This window comes from Deinococcus sp. QL22 (genome assembly GCF_023370075.1).
Taxonomy (GTDB): domain Bacteria; phylum Deinococcota; class Deinococci; order Deinococcales; family Deinococcaceae; genus Deinococcus.
This window is the reverse complement of the sequence record NZ_CP097149.1, coordinates 512,993-525,709: the sequence shown is the minus strand read 5'-3', so window position 1 is coordinate 525,709 and position 12,717 is coordinate 512,993. Positions and strand designations below refer to the sequence as shown.

Genomic DNA, 12,717 nt, shown 5'->3' with positions numbered 1-12,717 from the left:
ATTTAAGTTTTGTAGAGGAGGTAAGGCCTGTCCGACCACCGCCTACTGCCCCGGCAATCCGTCCAAGAATCCCTGAATCTCCGCCACAATCTGCGCTTCAGCCTCAGCGCGGGTCACGGTGGGAAGGCCGTCGCCCTTTTGGGGGCCGTAGCGTCCGAAAAAGGCGTGATTGGCCCCCTCAATCACGGTCAGGCGGGCAGAGGTTGGTAGGCGCTTCAGGCCGTCCCGAACATCGGCTTCAGCGGCCACCTCGTCATGCTCGGCCAGCAGGGACAGCACGGGCAAGGGTGTTCCAGCCAAGTCGCGCAGGCTCACATTTCCCGCCGGATACGCGCCCATCAGGATCAGCCCCGCCAGTTGCGCCCGGTGGTCACGGGCATATTGGGCCGCCATCGCGCCGCCCAGCGAATGCCCCGCCAGAATCACGCGCTTGCCTGCGCCGAACTGTTTGATCAGAGTGGCGGCGCGGCCGATTCCAGTCACGGCCAAATCGAGCGGGAAGGCGGGAATCACGGTTCGCACGCCCTGCCCCGCCAACGCTGTGCCCAACCATTCGTAGGCTTGCGGGCGTACCAATCCGCCGGAATAGAACACGAGCAGCGTGTCGTATTGCCCGTTCACCGGCTGAATATCTATAAACGTGCTGGGGCTGCTTTGCAATGTGGCGCGGGCCTGTGCGCCCTGTACGGCGGCGTCCTGGCCTATCACCAACGGCGGGCGATTTACCACCCCAATGCCGACAGCCAGCAAATAGCCCAAAAATCCGGCCAAGAAAAGAGCGAGCCACACCCGCGCACGCGGCGAAAGTTGGGGACGCTGAGAGCGGAGACGGGTCATGGCCCCAGCCTAAGCGCGTTGCCAGAATTCCTGCTGCCATTTACCCCACCTTCATCTTCCCCTCGCGCCTGATCCAAACAGCTCTGCCGTGCATATAGCTGTTCAGAACAAGAGGCCGCGCCCCATAGCCCACAAGGAGAACCACCATGACGAACTTCAAAATTGGACTGACCGCCCTCGCCGCCCTTTCTCTCGCCTCCGCCGCTAGCGCCCAGATGGGTCAGGCCTACGTGCGTGTCGTTCACGCCGTCAGCGACGCCCCCAATGTCGATGTGTACGTGGACGGCGTTCGCACCGTTGCCAACGCGCCCTTCAAGGCCGTCACCAGCTTCGGTGAAGTGCCTGCTGGCGCACACAAAGTTATGGTCACCGCCGCCGGAATGATGGATACCGTGGTCTTCGAGGCCGACGTGAACCTGACTGCCGGAACGTACTACACCGTCGCCGCTGTCGGCTACCTGAAGAACGTTAAGCCCAAGATCTTCACGGCCACCAGCATGAACATGAACAAGGCCAAGGCCGCCGTCAACGTCTACCACCTCTCGCCCGACGGCCCCCGCGTGCAGGCTTTGGCCGTAGACATGAGCAACGCCAAGCTGCTGCCTATGGGCCTGAGCTACGGCAACAAGGCCAGCCTGCTCGTGAACCCGATGGGCGTCAATCTGAACGTCGTACCCTTCGGCAAGATGGCACCTGTCGTCAAGAACATCAGCGGCATCAGCGTGGCGGGCGGCAAGAGCTACAGCCTGTTTGCGGTGGGCACACTGGGCGGCAAGACCTTTGACGTCGTCGTGGCCGAAGACAAACTGGTCATGGGGAGCATGAACGAAAAGTAAGTCTGATTCTGATTTCAGGCGTCGTTCCTGAAATCCGAGCAGAGCGAGTAGGAAAGAGTAGGACTGTCGGGAGATGGATGAGTAGGCGGCGTTCTTCCGCCTGATCAGGAATCGGACGACAGTCCTACAGGAAGACGAAGCGGGCTGGGGGGCGCAGAAATTGGCCGCCCAGCCCGCTTTTTTGGCTCTGCGCTCTGAGCCATGAACGCCAACGCATTCGGAGCAATTTGTTTCAGGGCTCAGAGTTCTAGGCCCATAGCTCAAGGCCAAACGCTTTACAAGGAGGAATTACCATGAAATATCTGCGGGCGTTCATCGCCGTTGCCCTGCTGAGCGTGCTGGGCTTTATCGGATTAGAAGTGCTGGGCTGGGTCAATCCGGTGGTGGCCCTGTTTGGCCGGATCACGCAGGCGTTGGGCGTTCCGGCAGTATTTCAGTTCTTGCACCAGATTTTCGGTTTGGGCAGCACAGGCAAAAGCGTCGCCTTCGCGGGCGTGCTGGTGGGCTGGCTGGGCGGCCTGACGTTGCTGGGCGGGTTGCTGCGGCCCTGGCAAGCGGGCGCAGTTGTGGCGTTGGCACTCCTGGCCTTCACTCCGCTAGAAGTGGCGCTGGGCAACGGAGCCGTGTTCGGGCTGCTGTTGTGGGCACTTGAAAAACTGCTTTCTCTCCGCGCCGCCCCCGCGAGTGTGCCGCCTACAACCGCTGATCTGGTGCCGCCCCCCTATTTGCCCAACCTGCGTCTGAACCAAGCCGATGCCACGCGCCGCACAGTGACGCTGGCCCTAGCGGGCACAGGCGCGGCGGTTCTGGCTGCCGGAGCAGGCCGCCTGATCTCCATGAGTGGCGGGGGCGCGTCGGCCTCGGCTGCGGCGACTCCGGTCATGCCGGGCAGTCTGCCCGCTGGCGTAACGCCCGTCTCCAACTGGTATTACGTGAGCAAGAATCTGGAAGCCCTCGATCCGCGCATCAAGGCCGAAAAGTGGCGCTTGACGGTGGATGGACTGGTCGGCACGCCCAAAACCCTGACGCTGGAAGACCTTGGCCGTTTTCCCGCCGTGACCAGTGAGCGCACGCTGGCCTGTATCAGCAATCCGGTGGGCGGCCCCCTCATTTCCAACGGCATCTGGGAAGGCTTCCGCCTCAGTGACCTGCTGCGCGAGGTAGGCATAGGCAAAGGGGCCCGTCATGTGCTGTGGGAAGCAGAAGACGGCTACACCGAAAGCCTGCCGCTGGGCGACGCGCTCGACCCCGAAGTGCTGCTGGTGACCCGCCTCAACGGTGCGGCCCTCACCCCCAAACACGGCTTTCCCCTACGCGTGCTGATTCCTGACCGCTACGGCATGAAGCAACCGCGCTGGCTGACCAAAATCACCCTGAGTGCCACCGATAAACCCGGTTACTGGGTGCAGCGAGACTGGAGCCGTACCGCCCGCCTGGAACTGCAAAGCCGCATCGATTTTCCCGAAGAAATCAACCCGCAAGTCAAGGCGGGCCAACCCATCACGGTGCGCGGCATGGCGTTTTTTGGCAGCAAACCCATTACCCGCGTCGAGGTCAGCACCGACGGCGGCCAAACGTGGGGACAGGCCAAACTGACGCCGCCGCGCAACACGTCGGTATGGACGTTGTGGGCCTACGACTGGACGCCTATTGCCGGAGCCGCCATGCTGATGGCCCGCGCTTACAGCGGCTCTGTCGTACAAAAAACCGCCGAACGCGACGCTCTGCCGGAAGGGGCGACGGGGTATCACCGCTTTATCGTGAATGCTGGCTGAGGGCATAGTCTTGGGCTGTTAGCCCCCTCACCCTTGAGGGGGGACTCGCAGAGCTGCGAAGCAGAGGGTTGGGGAGGGGGTAAGTGAGCGGAGCGATTGCTTTCCCCCCATCCTTTGGAATGAGTCTCTCTTTCCCGCCAGGTGTTAGGCTCACCCGGATATGGATTGGTTCTACGCACTCATTTACGGCATCGTCGAAGGCATCACCGAATTCCTTCCCATCAGTTCCACCGGCCACCTGATTTTGGCCGGAAATCTGATGGGCGTGCCGTGGACAGAAGAGGTCAAGGCCGCCTTCGAGGTGGTCATTCAGGGCGGCGCGATTTTGGCGGTGGTGGCCTACTATTGGCGCGATTTCGTGCAGCAGGGGCGCGATATTGGGCGCGATCAGCCCACGCAAAGGCTGTGGCTGGGTGTGCTGGTAGCCTGTATTCCCGCCGTCGTGCTGGGCCTCGCCTTCGGAGACTTCATCAAGGCCAACCTGTTCCGCCCCAGCGTGGTGGCATGGGCATTAATCGTGGGCGGCGTCATCATGTGGCTCATAGAAAGCCGCAAGGTACAGCCCGCTGTTCACGACATCAAAAATATCGGTGTGGGCAAGGCGTTCATGATCGGGGCGCTGCAATGCCTCGCGCTGCTGTGGCCCGGATTTTCGCGCAGTGCCAGTTCTATTCTGGGCGGTATGGTGCTGGGCCTAGACCGCCAGACCGCCACCAAATTCAGCTTTTATCTGGGTGTGCCCACGCTGGGCGGCGCGGCCCTGCTCAATTTCATTCAGGAACGCGAATTGATTCTGGGCGAAATTGGCCTGCTGAACGTGGTGATCGGCGCAGCGACCAGCTTCGGCGTGGCCTACCTCGCCATCGGCTGGCTGCTCAAATTCGTGTCCACCAACAACTTCAAGGGCTTCGCCGTCTACCGCGTCATCGTGGGCATCATCATCCTGATTCTGATCGCTACTAAGGTCATGAGCAACGGTTCGCTGGCATAAGCAGTCATCAACAATTCCCCCTAGAGCCTGCACTTTCCTCCCCTCATATAAGGAGGCAGGGCGGAGCGATAGGGGGGTGCCTTTGCCCTAAACTGCCCCCGTGACCTCCCGTTCACCCACCCTCTACCGCCCTTTCCTCAGCGGTAAATACACTGTGTCGGCGGGCCTGTACCGCCTTGGCGTGCAGCCTGTGCCGTTTGTGGGTCTGGACGCGGCAGAGGTTGTGGAGGCCCATACCTTTGCGCTGGACGACACCTACCCGGCGTTCGTGGCGAGCAAGACGGCGGCCCATGCGCGGGCCTTGCACGAGTACGCGGGAGAAGCGGGCCTGACGCCTGCGCTGCGGGGGGCGGCGTTGGCATTTGTGGCCCGTACACTGGCTGCCGAGAGTAAGGGCTGCATGATTTGGGATGGACGGCACTTCAGCAATGGCGCGTTGGGCTGGAGGGCGGCGCTGGATCTGGAACGCGGAACGGTGGAGAGTCTGACCAAAGCTTCCGGCCCGCTCTCGCATCTCGTCGCCCATATTCAGCCCATTTCAGCCCTAGATTTCTTGGCCCTCAATGCCCCCGAAGACCTCGCCCTCCTGGCGCGGCAGCCGGCCACAGGGGCGGATTTCCTGGCTGCCGTGCATGTGATGTCGCCGCAACACTGGCATCCGCTGGACAAGCTGGGGCGAGATTTCACCTTCGTACACGCCCCGGTGGCGGGCAGCGACCCCCTGAACGCCACCGCGCTGCGCCTCGTGGACGCCGTGATTTCGCGGGGGCCGTTCGTGCGCTTTGCGTGGGGCGTGGCGATGAGTGACCGCCTTGATCATCATCCCGCCGCCCCGCCCGACGCAGACCGCGCCCACGCCACCGCCTTCGACCCAGGCCGGGCGTTCTTGCGTGTAGAACGGCAAACGCTGACCGGATTTCCTACCGCACATGGAGCGCTGTTTACCATTCGGCCCCTCATCTACCCGCTGCGGCAGGCAGTGGCCGACCCCGCCCATGCCCGTGCGCTGGCTGCCGCGCACCGCTCCATGACGCCGGAACAGGTGGAGTACAAGGGCTTGACGGCGCTCCTGCCAGAATTGCTCGGTTGGTTGGATGAGCAGGCTCAGGTCAATGGGAGCTAGACTGCCGGGCGTGAATGTTCGCCGGTGGTGGATTGGTTTGGGGTTGTCGCTCACAGCGGGTTTGTCGGCCTGTTCGCCGCAGGACGGCGCAGCGCAGACTCAACAAACGCAGAGCCAATCAACACCATCCAGATCAACGCAGCCACGCACCGACCCAGAGAGTGGCCTGCCCTTCATCGCGGTGGCTGCCTTGCCCCGCGAGGGCCAGCAAACCCTGCGCCTGATTGACCAAAACGGCCCTTTTCCGTACTCCAAGGACGGCGCGAGCTTTGGCAACCGCGAGGGAATTTTGCCCCGGCAAACGCGCAATTATTACCGGGAATACACCGTCAAAACGCCGGGAGAAAGTGACCGGGGGGCGCGGCGAATCGTGTGTGGGGGCGTCCGGACCTTGACCGAGTGCTACTACACCGCCGACCACTACGCTTTTTTTCAGAGGATTCGGCCATGATCAATGTGTTCAATGCCCCACCTGAAGGCATCCAAACCGCTCCACACGACATGCGAATTATCGCCGCCGGGTATCAGGTGTCGGTGCGCGAGGTCGACCTGACCCGTGTGCGCGACAAAGACAGCCTGATGTTGGCCTTTTTGCGCGGGCTGGGGCTGACCCAGACGTTTGGGCACAACTGGGACGCCCTGTTTGATGTGCTGACCGACCCCGAAGCCCGCCCCGCCCGCTTTGCGCTGGTGCTGTGTGACTACGACCATTTTCGCAAGCGGCACGCCAAGCTGAATGCCGAGTTGGAAGCCGTGCTGCTGGACGCTCAACGCAGCGCCGCCGAGGTGGGCCGCCAGTTCTGGGTGCTGGCCGAAGAACCCGAACACCAGTTGCGCCGCTGGTAGCTGTTTGGTGAGGGCAGGCCAGTTCTCCGGCCCCTCGTCCACTACACTTGGCCCCGATGAACGCCGTGCCGCCCTCCGCCAACCCTGCCACCAATCTTGCCGCCGCTCCCCGCTACATTTTGGGTATAGACACCTCCTGCGACGATACGGGCGTGGGTGTGGTGGAATTGCTGAACGGGGGCGGCGTGCGGGTGCGGGCCAACCGGATTTGGTCGCAGCAAGTTCATGCCCAGTACGGCGGCGTGATGCCCGAACTCGCCAGCCGCGAACACGTGGAGCGCATAGACGAAATCATGGGCGCGGCGTTAGCAGAAGCGGGTCTGAGCGTGGGTGACATCGGCGCGGTGGCAGCCACGTCCGGGCCGGGCTTGGTGGGCGCGTTACTGGTCGGTCTGATGTACGGCAAAGGCGTGGCGCAGGCACTTGGCGTGCCGTTTTTTGCCGCCCACCATCTGGAGGGCCATATTTTCGCGGCGGCCTCAGAAGAAGCGTTGCAGGCTCCGTACCTGGCGTTGGTGGTCAGTGGGGGCCACACCCATCTGTTCGATGTGCCCGAAGAGGGAAAGTACGTTCTGGTGGGGGCGACCCGTGACGACGCGGCAGGCGAGGCCTTCGACAAGATTGCGCGGCTGGCTGGCCTCGGCTACCCCGGCGGCCCGGCCATCAGCGAGGCGGCCACGCGGGGCAACCCTGACGCCGTGCCCTTTAAGGAACCGTTGCAAGGCCAAAAAGGATTTGAGTTCAGCTTCAGTGGCCTGAAAACTGCCGCGTTGCTGGCTCACAAAGCCGGGGCCAAGCCCGAAGATCTGGCCGCCAGTTTTGAGCGGGCTGCCGTGCGCTTTTTGGTAAAAACCACCGTGCGGGCCGCCAACGCTCATGGGCGTGGCACAGTGGTCGTATCGGGCGGAGTGGCGGCCAACCGTGCCCTACGCGCCGCATTTGCTGCCACTGACCTCCACGCCGTGTTCCCTGGTGCAGGCCTGAATACCGACAACGGCGCAATGATTGCGCTGGCCGGGGCCGCCGCCCTCCACGCGGGCCGCCCCCCAAGTGCGCTGGATGCTGGAGCAGAAGCCTACGCACCGCTGGCAAAGCTGCTTGCACAAGCATGAACGCCTTAGGTGTTTTGCGCTAACAAGATGATTTACCTAGCATATCGCCAGCTCCACCGCAGCTTGATTTTCATTTGTTAACTCTATATCTCATTCACTTTGCGATAGTTAATATGACTTGTTATCAGCTTTACGCTTGAGCCGTAGGCGATGCGGTGGCCTTGGTGAGTAAAGGCTCAAGTCGAGATAAAGCCGGTGAACTTTGCATCGCTGTGGTTGTTTGCCTGAAAAGCGGTTCTCCTGATCGCTCGCTTTCCTCAGGTCAGGCCGCTATTTCTAGCTGGATGCATCCTTTGGCGGGAGCCAGTGAAGTTATGATCTTCACTTGAGTAGAGAGAAATTCTCACCTTAGCTGGCAGGGTTGTCATGACATAGAGGCCACGCACATTGACCATTGGCAGATGTACGCCTAATATGCCTTTCACGAGTCATTCAAGATTCGGCAGTTGTCCCTGTTGGCCCCCTACGGCATCAGATCATCCGCTGACCCTTTCCGCACCTGCGGAACTTGGGCCGTTCTTACCGTTCCCCGCCGCTCTCATAAAGGAGTCACTTTACCTCATGGCCCTGAAACCGATCTCTATTGGCTCAGCACTCCTGCTCGGTACTCTTCTCATCGGGTGTAGCCCCACCGACCCTGTACCGACTGGCGATACCACACCGCCCACCGTGAGCCTAAGCGCTGCACTTGCAGCAGTGGCCCAAGGCGCAAGTACCACCCTGACCGCCACCGCCACCGACAACGTGGCCGTGACCAAGGTGGAGTTCTACAACGGCACCACCAAGATTTCGGAAGATGACACCGCGCCCTATACGGCTGTGGTGACTGTGGCGGGCACCACGACCTACAACGCCGTTGCCTACGACGCAGCGGGCAATAAAGGTGCGGCCACCACCAGCGTGAATGTGGCTGCTGGAACGGGTTTGGTGCAGGGCACAGTGGTCGACCAGAACATCGGCGCGCCCGTGGCAGGCAGCACCATTACGGTCATGCAGGGCAGCACCAATCTGGGCACCTTTACCAGCGGTGCAGACGGCTCCTTTACGCTGGCCGGGTTGCCCGCAGGCAGCTACGACCTGAAGGCCCGCAAAGCCGGACACGCAGGCAGCGACCTGTACGGCGTCGTGGTCAGCGATGGTGCGGCGACTTCCGTGTCGCTCGTGCAGCGCCCCGCCTTCGATACCAGCGCTACCACCAACCCCGCTACGCTGATCCTGACCCGCGGCGACGGCAGCACACCGCTGGCCGGAGCTACGTTTGATGCCAGTACGGGCATAGATTTCAAGGTCGTGTCGGCCCCCGATTCCGACCATGTGGGGCCAGTGCGCCGCGTGTTCGTGCAGCTTGGACGCACTCCCGGTACTCCCGGCGTGACTTCCTCCACGACAGCCGCTGCCTACACCTTCGATCCTCAGCAGAACATGCCCAAAGTCGTGGATTCCGGCCCAGTCACGGTGGGCACCGCCACCAGCGTTCCTAACTTTACGGCGGGCTTCGGCAGCGCGGCGGGCGAAACCGTGTACCTCACGGTCATGTCGGTGGACTACAACTACAACTACTCGCGCTACGTGGTGCCGATCAAGCTGATCAATACCTCGGCTACGGCGGCCAATACGGTAGAGGCTCCCACGCGGGCCGCCGCCACCGCCTACACCCTCAAGCAAGAAGGCTCCTGGACGACGCCCTTCAGCACGCCCACACCCGACGCGGCTCCCAGCGGCTCCGGCGTGTTCGTGGAAGTGCGCTGGTGCTACACCAACGTGACCGCAACGGCCAAGCCCTTTGCCTTCGAGATCGAGCGTTCCAGCGACGGCACCACCTTTACCAAAATTGGCACCGTGGGCGGCAACAGCAGCGCCACTTGCTCGGCCACCAACCAGCAGACCCGGCCCTTCAACTTCCGCGATACCAGCGCCGACCTGACGGTGGGCAAGACCTTTACCTACCGCGTGCTGGCGCGTGGAGCCAACAGCGTCGCCAGCAACACCACCCAGACCACGCCGCTGGCCCAGTTCACGCCGACCTTTATCGGGCCTGCTGACGAGTCTACCGGAGTGTCCATTACCCCCACCTTCGTGATGGGCCAGAACCAGACGGCCATCGGGGCCGACGGCGCGGGTTACAACCTGCGTCTGCGCGACCTGATGACCCTCAGCGGCTACAACCTGCCCGGAGCGTCTGCGTCTGCCCTGATCCGGGTAGAGGAAGGCACGGGCGCCACCGGGAACGGCATTCCCGCCGGAGATTCGTTGGTGTTCCTGAGCAGTGGTTCTCTGCTCGGCAAGCCCGCCGCCGGATCAGTGCTGACCGATACTTCAGGCACCTACGACGCCACCAAGCCCAACCTGTTCCCGGTGAATACGGCGGCCCACACGGTCAGCATTCCGCTGGTAGAACTCACGGGCGCGCCCCTGCAAACGCTGCGGCCCTACAAGTGGGAAATGTACTCCGGCTTTGCCTACAAGTACGCGCCCGCCGAAGGCAACCGGATCTCGGCCTACTCGGTGTACACCTGGGCCGACGGCACGGTGGCTCCGATCAACCAGACCCGCCCCGTCAACCTCAACTGGGACTTTATTACGGGCGAGAAGTAAGGCGGTCGGAGGCGGCGCTCAGCCCATCCGCCGCCGCTTCCGGCCTCCCTGCCCGCCTGATTTACAATCCCTGACCCCGACTTCCTGACAGAGAGGCAAAACGATGCGTAAGAACACTCCGCACAACCTGCGACGGAACCTTCCCAAATCACTCGGCGTGCTGGCCCTGACGGGACTCCTGGCCGCCTGCTCGCAAACCAATCTGGAGGCCAGTGTCCCGGCTCCGGTGGCGTCTGCCCCGGCTGTCATTGGTGAACTGGCCCAGAACGGCCCTCTGAAGTACATCAAAAACGAACTGGTGGTCGGGTACGCCGACGCCGCCAGCCTTCAGGCCGCTGCAACCGCGCTGAAAGGCCAGGTCGTGGCCACCATTCCCGAAATTAAAGTGGCCCTGATCCGCGTGCAGGGCGACGCGCTGAAACAGACCAAGGCCGCCATGCGCCTGAGCGGTGTGCGCTACGCCGCCGTGAACGACGTGGCGACCCCACCCGAACTCATTTCTGGCGTGCAGCCTGCCAGCCTGACCCCACTTGCGGCCAGTGCCGATCAGATTTTTGACGAACTGCCCCAGTACGCCCTCGATCCCCGGCACCTGAACGCCAAAGTCGCGTGGGATGCGGGCCTGACCGGGAAAGGCGTGAAAGTCGCGGTTATCGACGATCCCGGCGATGTGTCTCACCCCGACCTGAACCCCAACTGGGAGGGCAAGGCCTTCGATCCGCTGCAGAACAAGACCTACACCAACGCCACCGATTGGGTCAACTACTTTAAGAAGCCTGAAAACTCGCACGGCACCTTCGTGGCGTCGAGCATCGTGGCTGTCAAAGACGGCAAAGGCATCGTGGGCCTGGCTCACGAAGCCAAGTGGATGCCCGTCGTGATGTTCAACCCCGGCGGCTACAGCAGCTTTAACATCGCGCTGGGCGCAATCTGGGCCACCAACAACGGCGCGCGCGTCATCAACAACTCCTGGGGCGGCGGCGTGTCCTTCGGGCCAGTCAAGGACGCCTTCGACTACGCCATGAGCAACGGCACCACCATCGTGGCCTCCATGGGCAACTCTTACCACGACGAATTCCAGTACCCCGCCGCCCTCCCCGGTGTGATGGCCTCGGGCGCACTCGACGGCAGCAACCGCAAAGTGACTTTCTCGACCAGTGGACGGCATATTTCGAGCAGTGCCCCCGGTCAGGACACCATTTTGGCCAACCCGACCTGGCTGTGGGGCAGCAACCCCGCCAAACCCCAGACCCACCAACTGATCTCCGGCACGTCGTTTTCTGCGCCCTATACGGCAGCCGTGGCCGCTCTTGCGCTGCAAAAGTGCCCCGCCGCCACGCCCTACCAGGTGCGCCGAATCTTGGAAACCACCGCCAACGGCGCGATTGGTTCCAACCCCACCGGCTTTGACCGCGATACGGGCTGGGGCGCACTGAACGCTGGCAAACTGGCCCAGACCCTGACCGACTGCGCCGCGCTGCCCGCCAAGGGCGCAAACGTGTACATCAACGTGAAGTACGCCAATGGCAGCGGCACCCAGCCCGGCGAACTCGTCGACGTGATCTTGCGCGGTCAGGGCATGCGGGCCGGGGCCACCGACGACCCCACGCCGCTGTACCTCACGCCCACCGACGCCGCTGGCGACGCCCGCTTCTCGGAAATTGCGCCTGGAACCTACGACCTGTACGTGGCCGGAGCCGATCTGAGCATCACGGGCGGCAAGACTGAAGACCGGGGAACCTTTGTGGGCACCCTGACCGCCACCAGCGGCAGCACCTACTTCACCCCTGACCGCAAAAACATCATCCTGACGGCCAATGGGCCCGACTTCAATCCCGTAGACCCCTACGAGCCGAACGATACGCCTGCCACAGCCAAGACCATCGCCTATGGTCAGACCACCGATACGGCCTACATCTTCGGCAAGCCCAAGGACTTGGACTACTTCAAGTTCACGGGCGCTGCGGGCGACCAGATCAAGGCAGAGATGCTGGCCGCAGGACAGTTGGGCGGCTCGCTGGATTCCTACCTGTACCTCGTCGGCCCCGACGGTGTAACGGTGCTGGCTGAAAACGATGACCGCGGTACGCCCCGGATCGACTCGGACTCCGAAGTGAACTTCACGTTGACGGCTGCGGGAACGTACTACCTCATCGCCACCAGCTTCACCATCACCGAAGGTCAGAACGACGATAGCCCCTTCAACAAGTACAAGTTGAAGCTGACCAAGACCAACTGAGCCCTGCCTCTCTTCCCCGGCCCCTGCCTTTGTGCGGGGGCTTTTTGCTGACATATAGAAGTAGTTCTTAAACCCTCAAGTTCCAGACCCTTAGACGCCCTCCTTTCTGTCCCGCAATTTTCTGTCCACGCTCCACCCATCCCACGCCCATTTCTGAGCCTGCCTGACTCATACCAAGTTGCGATGATTCGCTAGAATTTTCCGAGTGGAGTGAGTGGCAAAAATTACGGCCTGGCGGCGATGGACGACCCTATCGGTGCCTTTACGGATGTTCGGGAATCAGAGCAAGTCAGTATCAAGTTGCTTACGCGCACCTCACTGAAATCAGGCGCTCCGGTCAGGTAGCAGGGGCGTATACTGGGA

The 12,717-nt window shown here is 62.2% G+C and carries 10 protein-coding genes; 9 read left to right on the top strand and 1 reads right to left on the bottom strand.

What is annotated here, in order from left to right; all coding sequences use genetic code 11:
- Positions 1–42: 42 nt before the first annotated feature.
- Entirely contained in the window at positions 43–837 is a 795-nt protein-coding gene (locus M1R55_RS02520; RefSeq protein WP_249393184.1) for an alpha/beta family hydrolase, read from the bottom strand.
- A 146-nt stretch (positions 838–983) separates the two neighbouring features.
- Between M1R55_RS02520 and M1R55_RS02515 the strand changes: the two genes are divergently transcribed.
- From M1R55_RS02515 to M1R55_RS02475, 9 genes are all read left to right on the top strand, one after another.
- Positions 984–1,673 carry a DUF4397 domain-containing protein gene (locus tag M1R55_RS02515; RefSeq protein WP_249393183.1) on the top strand — a complete coding sequence of 230 codons (690 nt, stop codon included), beginning with the start codon at positions 984–986 and terminating at the stop codon, positions 1,671–1,673.
- 293 nt (positions 1,674–1,966) lie between these two features.
- On the top strand, positions 1,967–3,448 hold the full coding sequence (locus tag M1R55_RS02510; protein ID WP_249393182.1) for a molybdopterin-dependent oxidoreductase: 1,482 nt from the start codon (positions 1,967–1,969) through the stop codon (positions 3,446–3,448).
- A 160-nt stretch (positions 3,449–3,608) separates the two neighbouring features.
- Positions 3,609–4,439 carry an undecaprenyl-diphosphate phosphatase gene (locus M1R55_RS02505; RefSeq protein ID WP_249393181.1) on the top strand — a complete coding sequence of 277 codons (831 nt, stop codon included), beginning with the start codon at positions 3,609–3,611 and terminating at the stop codon, positions 4,437–4,439.
- Between the two features lie 100 nt (positions 4,440–4,539).
- Positions 4,540–5,562 carry a heme-dependent oxidative N-demethylase subunit alpha family protein gene (locus M1R55_RS02500; protein WP_249393180.1) on the top strand — a complete coding sequence of 341 codons (1,023 nt, stop codon included), beginning with the start codon at positions 4,540–4,542 and terminating at the stop codon, positions 5,560–5,562.
- 10 nt (positions 5,563–5,572) lie between these two features.
- Complete coding sequence (locus tag M1R55_RS02495; protein ID WP_249393179.1) at positions 5,573–6,013, top strand: ribonuclease; 441 nt, start codon at positions 5,573–5,575, stop codon at positions 6,011–6,013.
- Positions 6,010–6,408, top strand: a complete 399-nt coding sequence (locus M1R55_RS02490) for a barstar family protein (RefSeq protein ID WP_249393178.1) — start codon at positions 6,010–6,012, stop codon at positions 6,406–6,408. The genes M1R55_RS02495 and M1R55_RS02490 overlap by 4 nt, the downstream gene beginning before the upstream one ends.
- 56 nt (positions 6,409–6,464) lie before the next feature.
- The gene (tsaD, locus tag M1R55_RS02485; protein ID WP_249393177.1) at positions 6,465–7,520 is read left to right on the top strand and encodes a tRNA (adenosine(37)-N6)-threonylcarbamoyltransferase complex transferase subunit TsaD; all 1,056 of its coding nucleotides are present in this window, start codon (positions 6,465–6,467) and stop codon (positions 7,518–7,520) included.
- Between the two features lie 561 nt (positions 7,521–8,081).
- Complete coding sequence (locus M1R55_RS02480) at positions 8,082–10,115, top strand: carboxypeptidase-like regulatory domain-containing protein (protein ID WP_249393176.1); 2,034 nt, start codon at positions 8,082–8,084, stop codon at positions 10,113–10,115.
- 103 nt (positions 10,116–10,218) lie between these two features.
- A complete protein-coding gene (locus M1R55_RS02475) occupies positions 10,219–12,354 on the top strand; it encodes a S8 family serine peptidase (RefSeq protein ID WP_249393175.1) in 2,136 nt (711 codons plus the stop codon).
- The last annotated feature ends 363 nt before the right edge of the window (positions 12,355–12,717 follow it).

Coding starts and splice junctions, on each gene's coding strand:
- M1R55_RS02520 (WP_249393184.1), bottom strand. CDS start 837: ATGACCCGTCTCCGCTCTCAGCGTCCCCAACTTTCGCCGCGTGCGCGG.
- M1R55_RS02515 (WP_249393183.1), top strand. CDS start 984: ATGACGAACTTCAAAATTGGACTGACCGCCCTCGCCGCCCTTTCTCTC.
- M1R55_RS02510 (WP_249393182.1), top strand. CDS start 1,967: ATGAAATATCTGCGGGCGTTCATCGCCGTTGCCCTGCTGAGCGTGCTG.
- M1R55_RS02505 (WP_249393181.1), top strand. CDS start 3,609: ATGGATTGGTTCTACGCACTCATTTACGGCATCGTCGAAGGCATCACC.
- M1R55_RS02490 (WP_249393178.1), top strand. CDS start 6,010: ATGATCAATGTGTTCAATGCCCCACCTGAAGGCATCCAAACCGCTCCA.
- tsaD (WP_249393177.1), top strand. CDS start 6,465: ATGAACGCCGTGCCGCCCTCCGCCAACCCTGCCACCAATCTTGCCGCC.
- M1R55_RS02480 (WP_249393176.1), top strand. CDS start 8,082: ATGGCCCTGAAACCGATCTCTATTGGCTCAGCACTCCTGCTCGGTACT.
- M1R55_RS02475 (WP_249393175.1), top strand. CDS start 10,219: ATGCGTAAGAACACTCCGCACAACCTGCGACGGAACCTTCCCAAATCA.